The organism is Acidovorax sp. KNOB132, from assembly GCF_057541515.1.
The window spans coordinates 1-21064 of the sequence record NZ_BAAJYT010000028.1 but is presented as its reverse complement, the minus strand read 5'-3'; the positions used below and the strand labels follow the sequence as shown (position 1 = coordinate 21064).

Genomic DNA, 21064 nt, shown 5'->3' with positions numbered 1-21064 from the left:
TCTATCCCGTTGATCCCATGGCCCGAACATCCGCACGATGTTAGGATGGTTTCCTTTCCATCCACATTGATTCTGCTGGTTACATGGCCGTTGATACCGCACCCAAAGAAGGCGCCGCAATTGCCCTGCCAGGTCTAGGCCGGGCATTGATGTCAGCCGGCAAGCTGAGTCAAAAATCAGCCGAAGATATCTTTCGCAAGTCACAGGTTGGCAAAACAAGCTTCATTGCCGAGTTGACCGGGTCGGGGGCTGTTTCCTCTGCCGATCTGGCGCACACGGTTTCTGCCGTATTCGGTGCGCCCTTGCTGGATCTGGAAGCCATCGATCCCCTTCGGATTCCCAAAGATCTTCTGGATCCGAAGATCTGCCTCGCCTATCGCGTTGTGGCACTGAGCAAGCGCAACAACCGGCTGATCGTGGCCACCGCAGACCCCACCGACCAGGAGGCAGCGGAAAAGATCAAATTCACCACCCAGATGGGGGTGGACTGGATCATTGCGGAATACGACAAGCTCATCAAGCTGATCGAGGCCAATACCAAGTCGGTCAGCGAGTCGATGGAAAGCCTGTCGGGCGGGGGAGATTTCGAGTTCGACGATGTCAAGGTCGAAGAAGCTCCCGAAAACTCCGACAGCGCCAACGACGTTGAAGACGCGCCGATCGTCAAGTTCCTTCACAAAATGCTTTTGGACGCGTTCAACATGCGCGCTTCCGATTTGCATTTCGAACCTTACGAGCACCAGTACCGGGTGCGTTTTCGCATCGATGGCGAATTGCGCGAAATTGCTTCGCCCCCCATTGCCATCAAGGACAAGCTGGCGTCCCGAATCAAGGTCATTTCCAGACTGGACATTTCGGAAAAGCGTGTCCCACAAGATGGCCGCATGAAGCTCAAAGTCGGCCCGGACCGGGTCATCGACTTTCGGGTGAGCACGCTGCCTACGCTCTTTGGCGAAAAGATCGTGATCCGGATTTTGGATCCCAGCAGCGCCAAGCTGGGCATCGATGCGCTGGGTTATGAGCCGGAAGAAAAGGAACGGCTGATGCATGCCATCGGCCGGCCTTACGGCATGATTTTGGTGACCGGGCCAACGGGTTCAGGGAAAACCGTCTCCTTGTATACCTGCCTGAACTTGCTGAACAAGGCAGGCGTCAACATCGCGACCGCGGAGGACCCCTCGGAAATCAATTTGCCTGGTGTCAATCAGGTGAACGTCAATGAAAAAGCGGGGCTGACGTTCGCCACCGCACTCAAGTCGTTTCTGCGCCAGGATCCTGACATCATCATGGTCGGCGAAATTCGCGATCTTGAAACGGCGGATATTTCCATCAAGGCGGCACAGACGGGCCACTTGGTGCTGTCCACCCTCCACACCAACGATGCTCCGACCACGCTCACCCGGATGCGCAATATGGGAATTGCGCCATTCAACATTGCGTCCAGCGTCATTCTGATAACAGCCCAGCGCCTGGCTCGCCGTTTGTGCCCGGTCTGCAAAGCACCCGCCGATATTCCACATGAAACCCTGCTCGAGGCAGGCTATAAAGAGGATGAAATCGATGGCACCTGGGTGACCTATCGTCCGGTCGGTTGTTCCGCTTGCAACAATGGCTACAAGGGGCGGCTGGGCATTTACCAGGTCATGCCGATTTCCGAAGAAATTCAACGCATTATTTTGCGCGATGGAAGCGCCTTGGAAATCGCCAAGCAGGCCAAGGCCGAGGGGGTTCGCTCCTTGCGCGAAGCAGGCCTTCATAAAGCCAAGATGGGGCTGACCTCTCTCGAAGAGGTGCTGGCCGTCACCAACGAATAGCGCCAATCGCGAGGATCATTATGGCAACCGCCGCATCGAGGGATATCAAGGACTTCGTCTTTGAATGGGAGGGCAAGGATCGCAGTGGAAAGATTGTCCGCGGGGAAGTGCGCGCCGTAGGTGAAAACCAGGTCCAGGCGACCCTGCGCAGACAGGGTGTGCTGCCTACCAAGATCAAGAAGCGGCGCATGCGTTCGGGCAAGAAGATCAAGCCCAAGGACATCGCATTGTTCACGCGCCAGATGGCCACCATGATGAAGGCTGGCGTGCCACTCTTGCAATCCTTCGATATTGTGGGCCGGGGCAATACCAATGCCAGCGTCACGAAATTGCTCAACGACATTCGAAGTGACGTGGAAACCGGGACGTCGCTGAATGCGGCCTTCCGCAAGTACCCCATGTACTTCGACAGCCTTTATTGCAACCTCGTCGAAGCCGGCGAGGCCGCGGGTATCTTGGAGGCGCTGCTGGACCGGCTTGCCATGTACATGGAAAAGACCGAGGCCATCAAATCGAAGATCAAATCGGCATTGATGTACCCCATTTCGGTGGTGATCGTTGCATTCGTCGTGGTCACGGTGATCATGATCTTTGTGATCCCCGCATTCAAGGAAGTATTTACCTCTTTTGGCGCTGAACTGCCGGCACCTACGCTCCTCGTGATGGCCATGAGCGAGGTCTTCGTCAAATGGTGGTGGCTGATTTTTGGCGTATTGGGGGGCGGATTTTATTTCTTCATGCAGGCCTGGCGCCGCAGCGAAAAAGTACAGATGTTCATGGACCGTCTGTTGCTGCGGCTTCCGGTGTTCGGGTCCTTGATCGATAAATCATGCGTTGCTCGCTGGACCCGGACGCTGTCCACCATGTTCGCCGCAGGGGTTCCCCTGGTTGAAGCCTTGGATTCGGTGGGCGGTGCCTCCGGCAATTCCGTGTATGCCCTCGCGACGGAAAGAATCCAGCAGGAAGTCTCGACCGGGACGAGCTTGACGGCTGCCATGGGCAACGCCAACGTGTTCCCGTCCATGGTGATCCAGATGTGCGCCATTGGCGAAGAATCCGGCTCCATCGACCACATGCTGGGCAAAGCCGCCGACTTCTACGAGGCGGAAGTGGATGAAATGGTCGCGGGGCTGTCCAGCCTGATGGAGCCCATCATCATCGTGTTCCTGGGCACCATCATTGGGGGCATCGTGGTTTCGATGTATCTGCCGATCTTCAAACTGGGTCAAGTCGTCTGATGGAACTGGGACCTTGGGGAGACGCTTCGGTACTCGGCATTTTGGGTCTGCTGATCGGTAGCTTCCTGAATGTCGTGATCCATCGCTTGCCGAAGATGATGGAGCGGCAATGGGCCGCAGAATGCGCTGACTTTGCCGCCATGGCGAACAAGGATGCGGCGTCCACGCAGGCCGAAGTGGCGCCGGTGGAACCCTTCAATCTCTGGACGCCGGCGTCGCGGTGCCCTGCCTGCGGGCATGCGGTGCAGTGGTATGAAAACATCCCGGTCCTGAGCTATCTGTGGCTTCGCGGACGGTGCTCCGCCTGCAAAGTGCGGATCAGTCCCAGATATCCCCTGGTCGAACTGGCCACGGGCGGCCTTTTCTTCTTTTGCGGCTGGCATTGGGGCACGACGCTCACCGCAGTGGCGTGGTGCGGATTCGCCGCCGCGCTGATCGCTCTGGCGTTCATCGACTGGGACACCACGCTGCTGCCCGATGACATCACGCTGCCCTTGCTCTGGGCGGGCCTCATCGCCTCTGCGCTGCAGTGGACCGCCGTGCCGCTGTTCAGCGCGGTCATGGGGGCCGTTGGAGGCTACCTGTCCCTGTGGACGGTGTATTGGGCCTTCAAGCTCGCGACAGGCAAGGAAGGCATGGGCCATGGCGACTTCAAGCTCTTCGCAGCACTCGGGGCCTGGTTCGGCTGGCCGGCGCTGGTGCCCATCATTCTCATTGCGTCCGTCATCGGAGCGTTCATTGGCATCGGCATGAAATTCGCCAGCCAGTTGCGCGAAGGCGGATACGTTCCTTTCGGTCCGTTCCTGGTCGGCTCGGGACTCGCAGCCATGGTGTTCGGGCCGGAAACGATCCTGCAAGGGCTACTGCGCAGCCTGGGGCTTTGAGCCCATGGCGACCGAATCGCGGCCCGCTCTGCGCCTGGGTTTGACCGGCGGCATCGGCAGCGGGAAAAGCACGGTGGGCCAAATGCTGGCGGAACACGGCGCCGCACTCATCGACGCCGATCGGCTTTCGCGCCAGGTGACGGCCCCAGGGGGGGCCGCCATCGGCCCCATCCGCGACGCGTTCGGCGACGCCTTGATCGATGCGCACGGCGCGATGGACCGCGACCGCATGCGGGAACGCGTGTTCACGGACCCGGCGGCGCGTCAGCGCCTGGAGCACATCGTCCACCCGCTGGTGGCCCTGGCAACGCAGGAAGCCGCTTCGCGCGCCGTGCAAAGCGGTGCGGCCCTGATCGTCTTCGACATCCCGCTGCTGGTCGAGTCTGCCCGCTGGGCGCAGCAGCTGGACCAGATTCTCGTGGTGGACTGCACCCCCGAAACCCAGATCCTCCGGGTGCAGCAGCGCAGCGCCCTGACGCGCGAGACGATCGAAGGCATCATGGCGTCCCAAGCCCCCCGGGCGATCCGGCGGGCGGCAGCGGACATGGTGGTCTACAACGACGGAATCTCGCTGCAAGGGTTGCGAGCTGACGTCCTTCAGATCGCCCAGCGGTTCGGGCTATGATGCCCGGCATATCGGACGCGCGAAGCTGGCAGCGCCAGCCGTGTGCCCCCAGGAACCCTGCAGCGTGATCCTTTACGAATATCCCTTCAACGAACGACTGAGAACCTACCTGCGGCTGGAGCAGCTGTTTCGCCGCCTGGGTGAGTTGATTCCGCGCCAGCATCCCCTGGACCACCACTACGCACTGGTGACGGTCTTCGAAATCATGGATGTCGCGGCGCGCGCCGATCTCAAGTCGGATGTGCTCAAGGATCTGGAAAAGCAGAAGCACCAGCTGGATGGCTACCGGGGCAACCCTTCGATTTCCGAAGCGGTTCTGGACGGCATCATCGCGCAGCTCGATCGGTGCTTTGCCGGGTTGAATGCGCAGACGGGCAAGGCAGGCCAGGCCCTGGCGGAAAACGACTGGCTGATGAGCATCCGCAGCCGGGTGGGCATTCCCGGGGGAACCTGCGGCTTCGATCTGCCGGCCTACTACGCCTGGCAGCACCATGCCCCCCAGCAGCGCCAGCAGGATCTGGAAGCCTGGGCGACCACCCTCGCCCCCCTGGCGGAGTCGTTGTACGTCCTCCTGAAGCTGCTGCGTGATTCGGGCGTGCCCCAGAAGGTGGCCGCAGACCATGGTCAGTTCCAGCAGACCCTGCCCCAGGGGCGCACCTTCCAACTGCTGCGCCTTCGCATCGACCCTTCCCTGGACCTGATCCCGGAAATCAGCGGCAACCGCCTGATCGTCTCCGTGCGGCTGATGCGCCAGCATGACGACGGCAAGCTGCATGCCGCCAACGAAGATGCCGCGTTCGAACTGACCTTGTGCGCCTGAGCGCCCGTTGACCATGAGCCGTTCTCAGCCGCGTTCGCCGGCCCCCTCCAACGCCAAGTACGTGACGTGCCCGGCCTGCCGTGGCGAAAGCCTCTACGGCCCCAGCAATCCCTTCCGACCGTTTTGCAGCGAGCGCTGCAAGCAGATCGACCTGGGGGCCTGGGCGAGCGAAGAATTCCGCGTGCCTACCGAACCGCCGACCCAAGACCCCGACCTGGGCGACGGGCTTCCGCACATTCCGCCGGGCGCCTGGGAAAAATAGCCTACAGGGCATATTTTTCTAGGGCGTTTAGCTATTATTTTTATAGCTGATTGATCGTGGAAGGGTCAAAGGTTGCTCCCCGCTCCTGGGCCAGCCACTCCAGTACGGGATAAGCGCCCGGCAGTACGGGCGAGACCTGCAGGGGCCACTGCTGCCAGGCCATGGTCTGGCCCTCGCGCATTTCGAAGTCGCCCTGCCATTCCCAGACCTTGCACCAGTGCAAGCGAACGAGCGCATGGGGATAGTCGTGCTCCGTCACCTTCCAGACGGATGCCGCACCGATGGTGACGCCCAGCTCCTCGATCAACTCGCGCCGCAAGGCCTCTTCCACGGTCTCCCCGGCCTCCAGCTTGCCGCCAGGGAACTCCCAGTACCCGGCGTAAGGCTTGCCCGCGGGCCGGGTGGACAGCAGCATGGCGCCATCCGCACGCAGCAGGATGCCGACCGCCACGTCGGTGTGCGTTCTGGCGTCGACACGGACTACGGGATCAGCCATGCTGGCGCCCCGCATAGTCCCGCGCGAACTGGTAGGCGACCCGGCCGCTGCGCGATCCGCGCTCCAGTGCCCAGACCAGGGCCTGGGGGCGCGCTGCGGCCATCTCCGCATCCGCGACGCCCAGGAAGGAAAGCCACTGCGCCACGATGGCCAGGTATTCGTCCTGGCTGAAAGGGTAGAAGCTGACCCACAGGCCGAATCGTTCGGACAGCGAGATCTTTTCTTCTACCACCTCGCCCGGGTGCACCTCGCCATCTTCCGTGTGGGTATAGGACAGGTTTTCCTTGTGGTACTCGGGCAGCAGGTGGCGGCGGTTGCTGGTGGCATACACCAGCACGTTGGGCGTGGAAGCCGCCACCGATCCGTCGAGGATCGACTTCAGCGCCTTGTACCCCGGCTCGCCCTCTTCAAAGCTCAGGTCATCGCAATAGACGATGAATTTCTCGGGCCGATCCGCCACGATCTCCACGATGTCGGGCAGGTCCGTCAGATCGGCCTTGTCCACCTCGATCAGGCGCAGCCCCTGAGGCGCATAGGTATTGAGGCACGCCTTGATGAGGGAGGACTTGCCCGTCCCGCGGGCGCCCGTCAGCAGCACGTTGTTGGCCGGCCGGCCTTCCACGAACTGCTGGGTGTTGCGCTGGATCTTTTCTTTCTGGGCGTCGATTTCCTTCAGATCGTCCAGACGCATGCCCCCCACGTGGCGCACGGGCTCCAGCGCACCGTGGCCGCCGCTGCGCTTGCGATAGCGCCACGCGATGGCACGGGACCAATCCGGTGCGGTCAGGGCCTGGGGCAATACCGATTCGATGCGGGAGATCAATTGCTCCGCACGGAGCATCAGGTGTTCGAAGGTGGCGGTCATGAGCGCTGCAGGGGGCCCGGATTCAGGAACGGTAGTCGGCGTTGATCGTCACGTACTCGTGGCTGAAATCGCAGGTCCACACCGTTTCCGCGGCATCGCCACGGCCGAGGCCCACGCGCACGGTGATCTCGCTTTGCTTCATCACGCGCTGGCCATCTTCCTCGCGGTAGCTGGGGTTGCGCCCGCCCTTCGTCACCACGTGCACATCGTCCAGGTGCAGCTCGATGAGGGTCTGGTCGAGATCGGCGATGCCGGCATAGCCCACCGCCGCCAGGATGCGGCCCAGGTTGGGGTCGCTGGCGAAGAAGGCCGTCTTGACGAGCGGCGAATGCGCGATGGCGTAGGCCACCAGCTGGCATTCTTCCGCCGTCTTGCCGCCCTCGACGCGGACGGTGATGAACTTCGTGGCGCCCTCGCCATCGCGCACGATGGCCTGTGCCAGCTTCTGCGCGACGTCCAGCATCGCGGCCTTGAGCGCCTGGCCCTCGGCGCTGTCCATCGACACGATGGGCGAATGCGCGGCCTGCTGGGTGGCGATGGCCACGAACGAATCGTTGGTGGAGGTGTCGCCGTCGATCGTCACCCGGTTGAACGAACGGTCGGCCAGTTCGCGCAGCAGCGGCTGCAGCAGTGCGGGTTCGATGCGCGCATCCGTGGCCAGAAAGCCCAGCATGGTGGCCATGTTGGGGCGGATCATGCCCGCGCCCTTGCTGATGCCCGTCACCGTCACGGTGGCGCCGCCGATCTGCACCTGCCGGCTGAAGGCCTTGGGCAGCGTATCGGTGGTCATGATGCCTTCGGCCGCCTGCGCCCAATGGCCGGGCTGCGCGTCCGCGATGGCAGCGGGCAGGCCGGCTTCGATGCGGTCGACGGGCAGCGGCTCCATGATCACCCCGGTGGAAAACGGCAGCACCTGCGAAGGCGACAGGCCCAGCAAGCCGGCCGCAGCCTGGCAGGTGGACCGTGCGCGTGCCAGGCCCTCGGCGCCCGTGCCCGCATTGGCATTGCCGGTATTGACCACGATGGCGCGGATGGCCTGGGCGCCCGCCAGGTGCTCGCGGCAGACCTGCACGGGGGCCGCGCAGAAGCGGTTCTGCGTGAACACGCCGGCCACGGTCGCGCCTTCGTCGATCAGCAGCACCGTGAGGTCGCGGCGATTGGCCTTGCGCACCCCGGCCATGGCCACGCCCAGGCGCACGCCGGGCACGGGATGCAGGTCAGCGGGATTCGGCGCAATCAGGTTCACGGGCATGGCAGTGGGTCTCGGCGGGTAAGGGGGGAAAGAAGAAGGAAGGTCAACGGCGAAAGCTGCCGATTCTAGGGCGTGGCTTTTGGCGCGGCCTGGCTGGCATCGCCATCGGGCAGATGGATCAGTCCGGTGTGGAAATCGTATTCGAACACTTCGCCATAGCGGCCCCATTCGATGACCGTGCGCAGCACCTGTTCGGCCTGGGCCTCGTCCAGGCTTTCGTGCAGCAGGCGCAGGAAAGGCTTTTCCGGCAGCTCGCCCGCAGGGTCTTGTTCCAGGCTGTGCCGCATGTGGGCCGCCAGCGGAACATGCGAGAGCAGCTGCTGGCCGAACAGGGTCTGCCGCACGGTGTTGGGCGCCTGCACGTAGCGCTGGCCCAGCGCGGTCAGGTGCAGGTCACCGTCGGCCAGCTGCGCAAACCCCAGCAGGGCCAGCGCCTGGGCCAGAACCAGCAGTTCGTCATCGGCCAGTTCCGCGTCTTCGGCCATGCGCGGCAGGTCAGCCCGGCCGTCGAAAGGCGCCTCGGACAGCCGCTCGAGCAGCCCCTCCATCCGCCCGACATCGGCAGCCGGCAACTGGTCGGCCACGGGCCTGCGGGACGGCTCTGCGGCCGGGCGGCCCGCGCCCGGCTGGCGTGCCGTCATGAGCCCGTAGACCTCGTCGATGAGGGCCCGCACCTCAGGGCTGTCGGGGTGGCGCGGGCGAGGCAGCTGGATCGGCAGCTCGGCGCGCACGCGGCCCGGGTTGCTGGCGAAAATCAGCACCCGGTCGGCCATCAGCACGGCCTCCTCGATGTTGTGCGACACGATGAGCATGGCGCGCGTGGGCATGCTGCCGCTGCCCCACAGCTCCAGAATGTCGTCGCGCAGCCGTTCGCCCGTGAGCACATCGAGGGCCGAAAAGGCCTCGTCCATCAGCAGCACTTCGGGCTCCACCACCAGGGCGCGCGCGATGCCCACGCGCTGGCGCATGCCGCCCGACAGCTCGCGCGGCAACGCGCCCTCGAACCCGGACAGCCCGATCAGCTCGATGGCGGCGGCGGCCCGCCGTGATCGTTCGGCGGGGGCCACCCCCCGGGCTTCCAGGCCCAGCTCCACGTTCTGCTGCACCGTGAGCCACGGGAAGAGTGCGAACGACTGAAACACCATGGCGATGCCGCGCGCCGGGCCGTACAGCGGCTGGCCCCGGTAGCGAACGTCGCCGGCATCCACCGGAACCAGGCCCGCCAGGATGCGCAGCAGCGTGGACTTGCCCGACCCCGACTGCCCGAGCAGCGCCACGATCTCGCCCTCCTGCAGCACGAGATCGACCCCCTCCAGCACCGAACGCGCGGTGCCGTCGCTGGAGCGAAAAGACTTGCCCACCTGGGCCAGCTCGGCGATGGGGGACATGGGAGAGGTTTCCATGGGTTCGGTTCCAGGCGTCAGGAGTGCATGCGGTTTTCGGCCATCGCGTAGAGGCGCCGCCACACGAAATGGTTCATGCCCATGACGAAGACGCACATCACGCCGATGCCCAGCGCGATGCGGGGAAAGTCGCCGATCGCCGTCATGTGGGCGATGTAGCTGCCCAGGCCATCGGCCTGCAGCGTGGTGTCGCCCCAGGTCACGTATTCGGCCACGATGCTCGCATTCCACGAGCCGCCGCTGGCCGTGATCGCACCGGTGACGAAGCTGGGAAACACCGCCGGCAGCAGGTAGCGCTTCCAGCGCAGCCAGCCCGACAGCCCCAGATTCTGTGCGGCATAACGCAACTCCGACGGCACGCTGGAAGCCCCGGCGATCACGTTGAAGAGCAGATACCACTGCGTGCCGAGCACCATCAACGGCGCCAGCCAGAGGTTCGGATCGAGGTGCCAGCGCACGATCAGCACCACGGCCAGCGGGAACATCAGGTTGGCCGGAAAGGCCGCCAGAAACTGCGCCACGGCCTGCAACCGGCCCGCCCAGCGCGGATTCATGCCGATCCAGACGCCCACCGGCACCCAGACCACCGCCGCCAGCAGGATCAGCACGACCACGCGCACCAGCGTGTACGTGCCGAGCACGAAGACATGGCCTACCTCGTGCCAGCCCACCTCGCTGTGGATGAAGCGCACGAGCCAGATCACCGCCAACATCACCGCCGCCGCCAGCAAGGCATCGCCCGCGCGCGTCAGGGCGGGATGGGGCACGGAGGGGCGTGCACGGATCGAGGTGCCGTCATGACGACGGCGCAGCCGCGTGAGCGACCACTCCAGCGGCACCACGAACAGCGCCACCACCCGCTTGAGCTGCGACGTGCGGCGCATCCAGGACAGCAGCCAGGAGGTCGGCTGGGCTTCGCTGCCGCCCTCCTCGAACCGGAACTTGTCGGCCCAGGCGATGAGCGGGCGAAAGAACAGCTGGTCGTACAGCACGATGCCGACCAGCATGCCCACGATCGCCCAGCCGATCGCGCCCAGGTCGCGCGCCTCGATGGCCAGGGCGATGTACGAGCCCACACCCGGCAGCTTGATGTCCTGGTGCGATACCGAAATCGCCTCCGACGCCACCACGAAGAACCAGCCGCCGGACATGGACATCATCATGTTCCACAGCAGCCCTGGCATGGCGAAGGGCAGCTCCAGCCGCCAGAAGCGCTGCCAGCCCGACAGCTGGAACACCGCAGCGGCTTCGCGCAGTTCGGCCGGCACCGTGCGCATGGACTGGTACAGGCTGAAGGCCATGTTCCAGGCCTGCGAGGTGAAGATGGCGAAGATCGCCGCGCACTCGACGCCGAAGAGGTTGCCCGGGAACAGCGCGATGAACCCCGTCACGGTGATCGACAGGAAGCCCAGGATCGGGATGGACTGCAGGATGTCCAAGAGCGGCACCATCACCCGCTCCGCCGTGCGGTACTTGGCCGCCAGCGCCGCGAAGACGCAGGCAAACACCAGCGATGCGCCCAGTGCGATGAACATGCGCAGCGTGGTGCGCAGCAGATAGTACGGCAGCATCCACGGATCGAGCGACAGCGGCAGCACGTCGCCCACCTGGTAGGGCCGTGCCATCTGCGAGCCGCCCCAGGCCAGGGCGAAGAGCACGGCCAGCACCAGGGGTAGCAGGGCCCAATCCCATCGGTTACCGGTGGCCTGCACCACCTGCCGCGGGAAAAACCGCTTGTCGATCATCCTTGCGCCCTTCTCCCTGTGACGCGAAACAGCCTAGCAGCGGCCCGTGACAAGCCGAAGACGAAGCCACCACTGCTGCGGCCCGCCGCGCCCCATCCCTGCGCGCCTGGGGCACAGGCATCCCGCCCTGCGATCAGGGCGGTGCCGCATGGTCAGTCCAGACGGCCGTGGCAGCTCTTGTACTTCTTGCCGCTGCCGCAAGGGCATGGGTCGTTGCGGCCGACACGGGGCACTTCGCCCGCGAGCGCACCGGCCGCCATGGCGGCCTCGGAGCGGACCTCCACCTCACCGGTCTCGGTGGGGGCGGTGTAGGTCACGTTGGCGATCTTCTCGGCACGGCTCTCCAGGGCCTCGGCGGCCTCGTCCAGCTGCGCAGGCGACTGCACCTGCACCGTCATCAGGATCTTGGTCACTTCGTTCTTGACCTGGTCGATCAGCTGGCGGAACAACTCGAACGCCTCGCGCTTGTATTCCTGCTTGGGCTGCTTTTGCGCGTAGCCGCGCAGGTGGATGCCCTGGCGCAGGTAGTCGAGGGCCGCCAGGTGGTCGCGCCAGTTGGAGTCGAAGCTCTGCAGCAGCACCGCGCGTTCGAACTGGTTGAAATTCTCCTGGCCCACCAGCTCCAGCTTGGCCTGGAAGGCGGCCTTGCCTGCGGTGAGCACCTTTTCCAGGATCTCGTCGTCGGTGATGGCGTGCGCGCTGTCCACTTCCTGCTTCAGCGGCAGCTGGATCTGCCAATCCTCGGCCAGCGACTTCTCGAGCGCCTGCAGGTCCCACTGCTCCTCGACCGATTCGGCCGGCACGTACTGGCGCACCAGATCGGTCAGGCAGTCTTCCTGCATGTTGGCGATCAAGCCGGACAGGTCGCTCGCGTCTAGGATCTCGTTGCGCTGCTGGTAGATCACCTTGCGCTGGTCATTGGAAACGTCGTCGTATTCCAGCAGCTGCTTGCGGACATCGAAGTTGCGCGCCTCGACCTTGCGCTGCGCCGACTCGATGCTGCGCGTGACGATGCCCGCTTCGATGGCCTCGCCATCGGGCATCTTGAGGCGGTCCATGATCGCCTTCACGCGGTCGCCGGCGAAGATGCGCATCAGCGAATCGTCCAGGCTCAGGTAGAACCGCGAAGAGCCGGGGTCGCCCTGGCGGCCCGATCGGCCCCGCAGCTGGTTGTCGATGCGGCGCGACTCGTGGCGCTCGGTCGCAATGATGCGCAGGCCACCCAGCTCCTTGATCTTCTCGTGGTCGCGCGTCCACTGCGCGCGCACCTCGGCCACGCGGCTTTCCTTGGTCGCCTCGTCGAGCGACTCGTCGCTCTCGATGGCGGCCAGCGCCTTCTCGATGTTGCCGCCCAGCACAATGTCGGTGCCGCGGCCCGCCATGTTGGTCGCGATCGTGATCATGCCGGCACGGCCGGCCTGGGCCACGATGTCGGCCTCGCGGGCATGCTGCTTGGCGTTCAGCACCTGGTGCGGCAGGTTTTCCTTTTGCAGCAGTTGGTCGATGATTTCGGAGTTCTCGATCGACGTGGTGCCCACCAGCACGGGCTGGCCGCGCTCATGGCACTCGCGGATGTCCTTGATCGCCGCCTCGTACTTTTCGCGCGTGGTTTTGTACACGCGGTCCAGCTGGTCGTTGCGCTTGCTCGGGCGGTTCGGAGGAATCACCACGGTTTCCAGGCCGTAGATTTCCTGGAATTCATAGGCCTCGGTGTCGGCCGTTCCGGTCATGCCCGCCAGCTTCTTGTACAGGCGGAAGTAGTTCTGGAACGTGATGGATGCCAGCGTCTGGTTCTCGGCCTGGATGCCCACGCCTTCCTTGGCCTCGACGGCCTGGTGCAGGCCTTCGCTCCAGCGGCGGCCCGACATGAGGCGGCCGGTGAATTCGTCCACGATGACGATCTCGCCTTCCTGCACCACGTAGTGCTGGTCGCGGTGGTAGAGGTGGTTGGCCCGCAGCGCCGCATACAGGTGGTGCATGAGCGTGATGTTGGCCGGGTCGTAGAGCGATGCGCCTTCGGCGATCAAGCCGCGGCTGGCAAGAACGCGCTCGGCGGTTTCATGGCCCTGCTCGGTCAGGAACACCTGGTGCGTCTTCTCGTCAAGCGTGAAATCGCCCGGCTTGGTGACGCCCTCGCCGGTGCGCGGATCAGCCTCGCCCTCTTGGCGCACCAGGAGCGGCACGACCTCGTTCATGGCGATGTACATCGCCGTGTGGTCTTCGGCCTGCCCGCTGATGATGAGCGGCGTGCGCGCCTCGTCGATCAGGATCGAATCCACCTCATCGACGATGGCGAAGTTCAGCCCGCGCTGCACCCGGTCGCGCGACTCGTACACCATGTTGTCGCGCAGGTAGTCGAAGCCGTACTCGTTGTTCGTGCCGTAGGTGATGTCGGCCTGGTAGGCGGCCTGCTTTTCCTCGCGCGGGGCCTGCGGCAGGTTGATGCCGACGGTCAGGCCCAGGAAGTTGTACAGGCGCCCCATCCACTGGGCATCGCGGTTGGCGAGGTAGTCGTTGACCGTCACCACGTGCACGCCGTCGCCGGACAGCGCATTCAGGTAGACCGGCAGCGTGGCGGTCAGCGTCTTGCCTTCGCCGGTGCGCATTTCCGAAATCTTGCCGTAATGCAGCGCCATGCCGCCCAGCAGCTGGACATCGAAGTGGCGCATTTTCATGATGCGCTTGGAGCCTTCACGCACCACGGCGAAAGCCTCTGGCAGCAGATCGTCCAGCGATTCGCCTTTGGAGACGCGTTCCTTGAACTCGGCGGTCTTGGCGCGCAGCGCCTCGTCACTCAGCTTTTCGTAGTCGGGCTCCATCGCATTGATGCGGGCCACCGTCTTGCGGTATTGCTTGAGGAGCCGGTCATTGCGGCTGCCGAATAATTTGGTGAGGAAATTGGTGGCCATGCGAGCAGGACCGCGCCGCGTGCCCGAGGGCGTACGGCGCGACCAGAATCCCTAAAGAAGAAGTGAGTTCAGGTGGGGCTGCGTTCTCGGGTTGCAAGTTGCGCAACCCGGGTCGGCAGGTCCGGACCGCAGATTTTACCTGCGCGGGGTGACGGGCTGGCCATCGGCCTTTTGGGCCGGTCCGGCACTGGCCACGCGGGTGGAGGGCGCCTGGGCTCCGGCCATCAGGAATTTTTGCGGATCCTGCGGAACGCCCTGCACCAGCACCTCGAAATGCAGATGGGGGCCGGTGGAGCGGCCGGTCGTGCCGACCTCGGCGATCTTCTGCCCGCGGCGCACGAGGTCGCCGCGCTTGACCATCGTTTTGGAGGCATGCGCATACCGGGTGACCAGCTGATTGCCGTGGTCCACCTCGATCATGTTGCCGTAGGCGGGGTGGTACTCCTGCGCGACCACCACGCCCCCGGCCGCCGCGAGGATGGGCGTGCCCGTGTCCGCCTGGAAGTCCAATCCCGTGTGCAGGGCGGAGTGGCCCGTGATGGGGTCGATGCGCCAGCCGAATGCCGAGCCGGGGAGCTTGCCCAGCACCGGCGCCTGCGTCGGCACCATGTGCTTTCGGATGTGCTGGTCGAACAGCCGCGATTCCACCACCGTCATCAGGTCCACCCGGCGGTCCGTGAGCTGGGCCAGGTCGTCCAGCGTGCGCTCCAGCTCCTGCATGTCCATGGGGTGGCCCGACACCAGCGCGCCGCCCTGCCCCGGCGGCCGCGACAGCTCCGACGCCGGCATGCCCGCCAGCCCCAGCACCCGCTCGCCCAGCGATTCCAGCTGCATGACGCGCGCCTGCATCTCGCCGACCTTGCGCGCCATGGCGTCGAGGTTGGCGCGCATGAAGCGGTCGCGCTCTTCCATTTCGTCCTTGGCCACCAGCTTGACCAGCGACCCGACGATGGGCCAGCCTTCGCGCGCGCCCTTGAGAAAGACCCAGTGGTAGAGCATGGCCGCGACCAGCATGATGGTGAACGAGACCAGCAAGCCCGCCGCCATGAGCCGTGTCCCTGTCAGGTGTATGGCCCGGCTTCGCGCCAGCCGGGCGTCCGTGATAATCAAGTGCACTACATTTCTCCGCGCCGCGCGGCGCATTGCCATGAACCGCCGTCACCAAGCCGTCACCCTGCTTCAAGCCACGGAGGAATCCCCCACATTGGCCAAGCTGGCGGCACTGACGCGCGAATCCACGGAGCGGCTCAAGGCCATCGAGCCATTGATTCCACCCACTTTGCGGCCCGCCATTCAGGCAGGGCCGATCGAAGGCCCGACATGGTGCCTGCTGGTGCGCAGCAACGCAGCGGCGGCCAAGGTGCGTCAGCTGCTGCCTGCCTTGCAGGCGCATTTGCGCACTCGGGGGTGGGAGGTTAACTCCATTCGCCTCAAAATCCAAACCTGAAGCCCGCAAGGGAAGGCATGGCAAAGGGGGAGACGAAAAGAGGGAAAGATGGTGCCGATTGTCGGAATCGAACTGACGACCTACCGCTTACAAGGCGGGTGCTCTACCAACTGAGCTAAATCGGCGAAGGCTGCATTCTAGCCGCGCGAAATGCGCCGCAGCCGCATGGCAACGCTATTTGACGCGCTTGAGCGAGGGCCGGCCACCGGCGCCCGGCGACGTCGGCCGGGGCGGCGCACCACCGTCGTCCGGAGGCGAATCGGTGGACACCAGCTGCACCACACGATCGTCCGCGCCCGTCGAAGACTCGGACTCCGCGGGCGCGGAGGTGGCCGTGCTGAGGACCGAGGAAGACAGCACGCCGCCTTCGCTCGGCTCCAGCACGTCCACCGGCGGCGGAAAGGCCATGCCCTGGCCATTCTCGCGCGCGTAGATGGCGATCACGCGGCCCACGGGGACCATGATGTCGCGCGGCTTGCCGCCGAAGCGCGCCTTGAACTCGATGAAATCGTTGCCCAGCTGCAGCGCACTGGTCGCGTCGTAGCTGATGTTGAGCACGATCTCGCCATCCTTCACATACTCGCGCGGCACCTGCACCGAGTCGTCCACCCGCACGGCAACGTAGGGCGTGAGCCCGTTGTCGGTGCACCACTCATACAAGGCCCGGATGAGATAGGGGCGAGTGGAGGTGGAATCCTGGGCGTTCATCATGGTGGCGTGCGGGAAGGAAGGATCGCGCAATCACTTGCGCATGACTTTTTCGGAAGGCGTCAGCGCTTCGATGTACGCAGGACGCGAGAAGATGCGCTCAGCATACTTGAGCAGCGGCGCGGCGTTCTTGCTCAGGTCGATGCCGTAGTAGTCCAGGCGCCAGAGCAGCGGCGCGATGGCCACGTCCAGCATCGAGAAATTCTCGCCCAGCATGTACTTGTTCTTGAGAAACACGGGCGCCAGTTGCGTGAGGCGGTCGCGGATGTGGGCGCGGGCTTTTTCCAGCGCCTTCTCGTTGCCCTTGGTGGCACGCGATTCGAGGATGTTCACGTGAACGAACAGTTCCTTCTCGAAGTTCAGCAGGAACAGGCGCACGCGGGCGCGGTCCACCGGGTCGCCGGGCATCAGTTGCGGATGCGGGAAGCGCTCGTCGATGTATTCGTTGATGATGTTCGACTCGTACAGGATCAGGTCGCGCTCGACCAGGATCGGCACCTGTCCGTAGGGGTTCATCACGCTGATGTCTTCGGGCTTGTTGTACAGGTCCACATCGCGGATCTCGAAGTCCATTCCCTTCTCGAACAGAACGAAACGGCAGCGATGGGAGAAGGGACAGGTCGTACCCGAATAAAGCACCATCATGGTGAGAGGCTCCTAAAAATCAAAAAGAGTGGGCGCAGGATGCGTCCACTCTGAAAACCTGGGCAGCGCCAGGTCTGGCGCCGCAGGCGGTTGGTGCGGTTACTTGATGTCTTTCCAGAAAGCTGCGTTGAGCCTCCAGGCAATCACCGTGAACACACCGAGGAAAATCAAAACCCAGACGCCGACGCGCAACCGGGTATTTTGCGCTGGCTCGCCCATCCATTGCAGGTAATTGACGAGATCACCCACGGCCTGGTCGTATTGGAGGGGGCTCATTGTGCCCGGACTCACCTGCGTCCAGCCCTTGAAGACTTCCGTCTTGTGGCCATGGCTCTCCTGCTGTTCGAACACGGGGCGACGGTCGCCCTGCAATTGCCAGAGCACGTGAGGCATGCCGACACTCGGGAAGGCGAGATTATTCCATCCCGTGGCCTTGGTCTCGTCGCGGTAGAAAGTGCGCAGGAAGGTATAGAGGTAATCCGCCCCCGTTCCGCCATGGCCGGCGCGCGAGCGGGCGATCACCGTGAGGTCGGGTGGATTGGCGCCGAACCAGTCCTTGGCCTGGCGCGGATCGATGGTGGACTTCATGGTCTCGCCCACCTTTTCGGTGGTGAACAGCAGGTTGTCCTTGATCTGCTGGTCGGTGAGGCCGATGTCCTTCAGGCGGTTGAACCGCATGAACGCGGCCGAGTGGCAGCTCAGGCAGTAGTTGACGAAGAGCTTGGCGCCGTTTTGCAGCGAGGCCGTGTCGTTGGTCTGGACAGGTGCCTTGTCCCAGGCGATGCCGCCTTCGGCAGCCTGCGCGCCCGTGGCGATGCCCAGGGCCGCGATCAGCGTGAGGATGATTTTTTTCATGGGATGGGTCTCCTGCCTGCTCAATGCGCCTTGAAGATCACGCGGTCCGGCACGGGCTTGGGCTCGCCGAGCCGGCTCCACCAGGGCATGAGCAGGAAGAAACCGAAATAGAACAGGGTGCCGACCTGCGAGACACGCTCGCCCAGCGGCGACGGTGGCTGCACGCCCAGATAGGCCAGTGCGACGAAGTTGATCACGAAGATGCCGTACAGGTACTTGTGCCAGCCCGGACGGTAGCGGATCGACTTGACCGGGCTCATGTCCAGCCAGGGCAGGAAGAACAGGATGATGACGGCGCCGCCCATCACGACCACGCCCCAGAACTTGGCGTCGATCGACAGCATGAGGGCGATGGCCGCTGCCGCGATGGCCACGATCGCCACCTTGATGAAAACCGGCAGGCGGCCCTTGACCACGCCGAAGCCGGCGGCCAGCACCACGCACGCGATGAGGGCATACATCATCTCGCTGGTGATGGCGCGCAGCATGGAATAGAACGGCGTGAAGTACCAGACGGGCGCGATGTGCGCGGGCGTCTTGAGCGGATCAGCCGGGATGAAGTTGTTGTACTCGAGGAAGTAGCCACCGAACTCGGGCGCGAAGAACACCACGGCCGAGAAGATGAACAGGAACACGCAGACCCCGAAGATGTCATGCACCGTGTAGTAGGGATGGAACGGGATGCCATCCAGCGGGTGGCCCTTGTCGTCGCGGGGGGCGTTGGGGCCCTTGATCTCCACGCCGTCGGGGTTGTTGGAGCCCACGTCGTGCAGCGCCAGCAGATGCGCCACCACCAGGCCCAGCAGCACCAGCGGCACGGCGATCACGTGGAAGCTGAAGAAGCGGTTCAGCGTGGCATCGCCCACCACGTAGTCGCCGCGGATCAGCAGCGCGAGGTCGGGGCCGATGAAGGGGATGGCCGCGAACAGGTTCACGATCACCTGGGCGCCCCAGTACGACATCTGGCCCCAGGGCAGCAGGTAGCCCATGAACGCCTCGGCCATGAGCGCCAGGAAGATGGCGCAGCCGAAGATCCAGACCAGTTCGCGCGGCTTGCGGTACGAGCCGTAGAGCAGCCCGCGGAACATGTGCAGGTACACCACCACGAAGAACGCCGAGGCGCCCGTGGAGTGCATGTAGCGGATGAGCCAACCCCACGGCACGTCGCGCATGATGTACTCGACCGACTCGAAGGCCTTCGCAGCGTCGGGCTTGTAGTGCATCACCAGGAAGATGCCGGTGACGATCTGGATCACCAGCACCAGCAGGGCCAGCGAGCCGAAGATGTACCAGAAGTTGAAGTTCTTCGGCGCGTAGTACTCCGACATGTGGACGCGGTAGGCGTCGAACGCGGTCGGGAACCGGTTCTCGAACCAGTTGGTGACTTTGGCGCCGGTGGAGGCGTTGGGGGAGATGTCCTTGAATTCGTGGGCCATGTCGTGTTCCCTCATGCCTTCTTGTCTTCACCGATCAGGAGCTTGGTCTCCGACAGGTACATGTGGGGAGGCACTTCCAGGTTGTCCGGCGCCGGCTTGTTCTTGAAAACGCGGCCGGCCATGTCGAACGTGGAACCGTGGCAGGGGCACAGGAAGCCGCCCTTCCAGTCGTCGGGCAGCGAGGGCTGCGCACCGGGCACGAACTTGTCCGAAGGCGAGCAGCCCAGGTGGGTGCAGATGCCCACGGCCACGAGGATTTCAGGCTTGATGGAACGTGCCTCGTTGCGGGCGTATTCGGGGGTGAGTTCGCTCGGCTTGCGCTCCGATTTCGGGTCGGCCAGCTGCGCATCCAGCGAGGGCAGCGCGGCGAGCTGGTCGGGCGTGCGCTTGATGATCCACACGGGCTTGCCGCGCCATTCGACCGTGATTTTCTCGCCCGGCTTGAGATCGGAAATATCGACTTCGACCGCGGCGCCTGCCGCCTTGGCCTTCTCGGAAGGCTGGAACGTGCTCACGAACGGTACGGCGGTTGCTACGCCGCCCACGGCACCAGCGCAGCCAGAGGCGATGAGCCACGTCCGCTTGCTGGAGTCGATAGGAGTTTCACTCATGGGTGTCCTCGTTGTACTTCGCTGGGTGGGGCAATCGCGGAATTGTAGCGGAGTGAAAATGGGTATTCCTAGGCGTTAACACCCCTCAACCTGCGCAATACTGCGAGGGTTTTCAGCTATATCAAGGAGGGGCGAAATGAGCATCGCAAAGGAATTCAAAGAGTTCGCGATCAAAGGTAATGTGGTAGACCTAGCGGTCGGCGTGATCATCGGCGGCGCCTTCGGCAAGATCGTCGATTCGGTGGTCAGCGACCTGATCATGCCGGTGGTGGGGCTGGTCTTCGGCCGGCTGGATTTCTCCAACCTGTTCGTGGTGCTGGGCACCGTGCCGCCCGGCGTGCCGCAGACGCTGGACGCGCTCAAGAAGGCCGGCGTTCCGGTGCTGGCCTACGGCAACTTCATCACCGTGGCGGTCAACTTCCTGATCCTGGCTTTCATCATCTTCATGATGGTCAAGCAGATCAACCGCCTCAAGCGCCAGGCGCCGGCACCCGCGCCGGCCCCGGTGGCAACGCCGGAAGACATCGTGCTGCTGCGCGAGATCCGCGACAGCCTCAAGCGCTGAAAGGCCGGGCGCGCGGCGCGCCCGGAGCACCCGGCGCAGGCGGCCTTCCGGCCGCTCAGGCGGCCGAGGCCAGCCGCCGAGCCATGCGCACGGCCTCGATCAGGCTGGAGGCATCCGCAATGCCCCGTCCGGCGATGTCGAATGCCGTGCCGTGGTCGGGGCTGGTGCGCACCAGCGGCAGGCCGAGCGTCACGTTCACGCCCTTGTCCACGCCCAGGTACTTGACCGGGATCAGCCCCTGGTCGTGGTACATCGCCAGCACGGCATCGAACTCGCCCGCGCGCTGCGGCGTGTGGCGTGCCCGCATGAAGACGGTGTCCGGGGCGTAGGGGCCGTGCGCGTCCACGCCCAGGCGGCGCGCGGCCTCGACGGCCGGGGCGATCACTTCCAACTCTTCACGGCCGAACAGGCCGCCCTCGCCCGCGTGCGGATTGAGCCCCGCCACGCCGATGCGCGGCGCGCGGCCCAGGCTGCGCGAGAGCGC

At 64.3% G+C, this 21064-nt stretch carries 21 protein-coding genes and 1 tRNA gene; 8 read left to right on the top strand and 14 right to left on the bottom strand.

The window, feature by feature from the left end:
- The first annotated feature begins 83 nt into the window (after positions 1–83).
- From pilB to AC27IO_RS06810, 6 genes are all read left to right on the top strand, one after another.
- Positions 84–1814 (top strand): type IV-A pilus assembly ATPase PilB, encoded by a 1731-nt coding sequence (pilB, locus tag AC27IO_RS06835; protein WP_284405479.1) that lies wholly within the window; start codon positions 84–86, stop codon positions 1812–1814.
- A gap of 20 nt (positions 1815–1834) precedes the next feature.
- A complete protein-coding gene (locus tag AC27IO_RS06830; protein ID WP_272565514.1) occupies positions 1835–3052 on the top strand; it encodes a type II secretion system F family protein in 1218 nt (405 codons plus the stop codon).
- Positions 3052–3936 (top strand): prepilin peptidase, encoded by an 885-nt coding sequence (locus AC27IO_RS06825; RefSeq protein WP_498738042.1) that lies wholly within the window; start codon positions 3052–3054, stop codon positions 3934–3936. The genes AC27IO_RS06830 and AC27IO_RS06825 overlap by 1 nt, the downstream gene beginning before the upstream one ends.
- Before the next feature lie 4 nt (positions 3937–3940).
- The gene (gene coaE / locus AC27IO_RS06820) at positions 3941–4561 is read left to right on the top strand and encodes a dephospho-CoA kinase (RefSeq protein ID WP_498738040.1); all 621 of its coding nucleotides are present in this window, start codon (positions 3941–3943) and stop codon (positions 4559–4561) included.
- A 64-nt stretch (positions 4562–4625) separates the two neighbouring features.
- Positions 4626–5381 carry a cell division protein ZapD gene (gene zapD, locus AC27IO_RS06815; RefSeq protein WP_272565520.1) on the top strand — a complete coding sequence of 252 codons (756 nt, stop codon included), beginning with the start codon at positions 4626–4628 and terminating at the stop codon, positions 5379–5381.
- Positions 5382–5394: 13 nt separating this feature from the next.
- Positions 5395–5643, top strand: coding sequence for a DNA gyrase inhibitor YacG (locus AC27IO_RS06810; protein ID WP_272565521.1), 249 nt, complete (start codon positions 5395–5397; stop codon positions 5641–5643).
- Between the two features lie 40 nt (positions 5644–5683).
- Here AC27IO_RS06810 and AC27IO_RS06805 read toward each other — a convergent pair whose 3' ends face one another.
- The 7 genes from AC27IO_RS06805 to AC27IO_RS06775 form a co-directional block, all read right to left on the bottom strand.
- Complete coding sequence (locus AC27IO_RS06805) at positions 5684–6139, bottom strand: NUDIX domain-containing protein (RefSeq protein WP_498738037.1); 456 nt, start codon at positions 6137–6139, stop codon at positions 5684–5686.
- The gene (locus AC27IO_RS06800; RefSeq protein ID WP_498738035.1) at positions 6132–7004 is read right to left on the bottom strand and encodes an ATP-binding protein; all 873 of its coding nucleotides are present in this window, start codon (positions 7002–7004) and stop codon (positions 6132–6134) included. The genes AC27IO_RS06805 and AC27IO_RS06800 overlap by 8 nt, the downstream gene beginning before the upstream one ends.
- A 22-nt stretch (positions 7005–7026) precedes the next feature.
- The gene (argJ, locus tag AC27IO_RS06795) at positions 7027–8256 is read right to left on the bottom strand and encodes a bifunctional glutamate N-acetyltransferase/amino-acid acetyltransferase ArgJ (protein ID WP_498738033.1); all 1230 of its coding nucleotides are present in this window, start codon (positions 8254–8256) and stop codon (positions 7027–7029) included.
- A gap of 65 nt (positions 8257–8321) precedes the next feature.
- Positions 8322–9644, bottom strand: a complete 1323-nt coding sequence (locus tag AC27IO_RS06790; protein ID WP_498738032.1) for an ABC transporter ATP-binding protein — start codon at positions 9642–9644, stop codon at positions 8322–8324.
- 32 nt (positions 9645–9676) lie between these two features.
- Positions 9677–11404: an ABC transporter permease gene (locus AC27IO_RS06785; RefSeq protein WP_317356507.1), complete on the bottom strand. Its 1728-nt coding sequence runs from the start codon at positions 11402–11404 to the stop codon at positions 9677–9679.
- 152 nt (positions 11405–11556) lie between these two features.
- Entirely contained in the window at positions 11557–14313 is a 2757-nt protein-coding gene (gene secA / locus AC27IO_RS06780) for a preprotein translocase subunit SecA (RefSeq protein WP_498738029.1), read from the bottom strand.
- Positions 14314–14448: 135 nt separating this feature from the next.
- Positions 14449–15456, bottom strand: a complete 1008-nt coding sequence (locus AC27IO_RS06775; RefSeq protein WP_284405549.1) for a M23 family metallopeptidase — start codon at positions 15454–15456, stop codon at positions 14449–14451.
- Positions 15457–15460: 4 nt separating this feature from the next.
- Here AC27IO_RS06775 and AC27IO_RS06770 point away from each other — a divergent pair, with 4 nt between their 5' ends.
- Positions 15461–15760 (top strand): hypothetical protein, encoded by a 300-nt coding sequence (locus tag AC27IO_RS06770; protein ID WP_272565530.1) that lies wholly within the window; start codon positions 15461–15463, stop codon positions 15758–15760.
- Between the two features lie 49 nt (positions 15761–15809).
- Here AC27IO_RS06770 and AC27IO_RS06765 read toward each other — a convergent pair.
- The 6 genes from AC27IO_RS06765 to petA all read right to left on the bottom strand — a co-directional run bounded on the left by AC27IO_RS06765 (position 15810) and on the right by petA (position 20015).
- Positions 15810–15885 (bottom strand) — tRNA-Thr (locus tag AC27IO_RS06765).
- Positions 15886–15934: 49 nt separating this feature from the next.
- Positions 15935–16468 carry a ClpXP protease specificity-enhancing factor gene (locus tag AC27IO_RS06760; RefSeq protein WP_284409383.1) on the bottom strand — a complete coding sequence of 178 codons (534 nt, stop codon included), beginning with the start codon at positions 16466–16468 and terminating at the stop codon, positions 15935–15937.
- 33 nt (positions 16469–16501) lie between these two features.
- Positions 16502–17113 carry a glutathione S-transferase N-terminal domain-containing protein gene (locus tag AC27IO_RS06755; RefSeq protein ID WP_272565532.1) on the bottom strand — a complete coding sequence of 204 codons (612 nt, stop codon included), beginning with the start codon at positions 17111–17113 and terminating at the stop codon, positions 16502–16504.
- A gap of 99 nt (positions 17114–17212) precedes the next feature.
- Positions 17213–17968 carry a cytochrome c1 gene (locus AC27IO_RS06750; RefSeq protein WP_272565533.1) on the bottom strand — a complete coding sequence of 252 codons (756 nt, stop codon included), beginning with the start codon at positions 17966–17968 and terminating at the stop codon, positions 17213–17215.
- Positions 17969–17988: 20 nt separating this feature from the next.
- Entirely contained in the window at positions 17989–19404 is a 1416-nt protein-coding gene (locus AC27IO_RS06745; RefSeq protein ID WP_284405471.1) for a cytochrome b, read from the bottom strand.
- An 11-nt stretch (positions 19405–19415) separates the two neighbouring features.
- Positions 19416–20015, bottom strand: a complete 600-nt coding sequence (petA, locus tag AC27IO_RS06740) for a ubiquinol-cytochrome c reductase iron-sulfur subunit (protein ID WP_272565535.1) — start codon at positions 20013–20015, stop codon at positions 19416–19418.
- Positions 20016–20151: 136 nt separating this feature from the next.
- Here petA and mscL point away from each other — a divergent pair, with 136 nt between their 5' ends.
- Entirely contained in the window at positions 20152–20580 is a 429-nt protein-coding gene (gene mscL / locus AC27IO_RS06735) for a large conductance mechanosensitive channel protein MscL (protein ID WP_272548939.1), read from the top strand.
- A gap of 55 nt (positions 20581–20635) precedes the next feature.
- On the opposite strand, the gene AC27IO_RS06730 is transcribed toward mscL, so the two are convergent.
- Positions 20636–21064: PdxA family dehydrogenase (locus tag AC27IO_RS06730; protein WP_498738025.1), on the bottom strand; the 429-nt coding region annotated here is incomplete at its 5' end.

What these genes read in the sequence shown, in the direction of transcription:
- pilB (WP_284405479.1), top strand. Translation starts at nt 84, where the DNA reads ATGGCCGTTGATACCGCACCCAAAGAAGGCGCCGCAATTGCCCTGCCA.
- AC27IO_RS06830 (WP_272565514.1), top strand. Translation starts at nt 1,835, where the DNA reads ATGGCAACCGCCGCATCGAGGGATATCAAGGACTTCGTCTTTGAATGG.
- AC27IO_RS06825 (WP_498738042.1), top strand. Translation starts at nt 3,052, where the DNA reads ATGGAACTGGGACCTTGGGGAGACGCTTCGGTACTCGGCATTTTGGGT.
- coaE (WP_498738040.1), top strand. Translation starts at nt 3,941, where the DNA reads ATGGCGACCGAATCGCGGCCCGCTCTGCGCCTGGGTTTGACCGGCGGC.
- AC27IO_RS06810 (WP_272565521.1), top strand. Translation starts at nt 5,395, where the DNA reads ATGAGCCGTTCTCAGCCGCGTTCGCCGGCCCCCTCCAACGCCAAGTAC.
- AC27IO_RS06805 (WP_498738037.1), bottom strand. Translation starts at nt 6,139, where the DNA reads ATGGCTGATCCCGTAGTCCGTGTCGACGCCAGAACGCACACCGACGTG.
- AC27IO_RS06800 (WP_498738035.1), bottom strand. Translation starts at nt 7,004, where the DNA reads ATGACCGCCACCTTCGAACACCTGATGCTCCGTGCGGAGCAATTGATC.
- argJ (WP_498738033.1), bottom strand. Translation starts at nt 8,256, where the DNA reads ATGCCCGTGAACCTGATTGCGCCGAATCCCGCTGACCTGCATCCCGTG.
- AC27IO_RS06790 (WP_498738032.1), bottom strand. Translation starts at nt 9,644, where the DNA reads ATGTCCCCCATCGCCGAGCTGGCCCAGGTGGGCAAGTCTTTTCGCTCC.
- AC27IO_RS06785 (WP_317356507.1), bottom strand. Translation starts at nt 11,404, where the DNA reads ATGATCGACAAGCGGTTTTTCCCGCGGCAGGTGGTGCAGGCCACCGGT.
- secA (WP_498738029.1), bottom strand. Translation starts at nt 14,313, where the DNA reads ATGGCCACCAATTTCCTCACCAAATTATTCGGCAGCCGCAATGACCGG.
- AC27IO_RS06775 (WP_284405549.1), bottom strand. Translation starts at nt 15,456, where the DNA reads ATGCGCCGCGCGGCGCGGAGAAATGTAGTGCACTTGATTATCACGGAC.
- AC27IO_RS06770 (WP_272565530.1), top strand. Translation starts at nt 15,461, where the DNA reads ATGAACCGCCGTCACCAAGCCGTCACCCTGCTTCAAGCCACGGAGGAA.
- AC27IO_RS06760 (WP_284409383.1), bottom strand. Translation starts at nt 16,468, where the DNA reads ATGAACGCCCAGGATTCCACCTCCACTCGCCCCTATCTCATCCGGGCC.
- AC27IO_RS06755 (WP_272565532.1), bottom strand. Translation starts at nt 17,113, where the DNA reads ATGATGGTGCTTTATTCGGGTACGACCTGTCCCTTCTCCCATCGCTGC.
- AC27IO_RS06750 (WP_272565533.1), bottom strand. Translation starts at nt 17,968, where the DNA reads ATGAAAAAAATCATCCTCACGCTGATCGCGGCCCTGGGCATCGCCACG.
- AC27IO_RS06745 (WP_284405471.1), bottom strand. Translation starts at nt 19,404, where the DNA reads ATGGCCCACGAATTCAAGGACATCTCCCCCAACGCCTCCACCGGCGCC.
- petA (WP_272565535.1), bottom strand. Translation starts at nt 20,015, where the DNA reads ATGAGTGAAACTCCTATCGACTCCAGCAAGCGGACGTGGCTCATCGCC.
- mscL (WP_272548939.1), top strand. Translation starts at nt 20,152, where the DNA reads ATGAGCATCGCAAAGGAATTCAAAGAGTTCGCGATCAAAGGTAATGTG.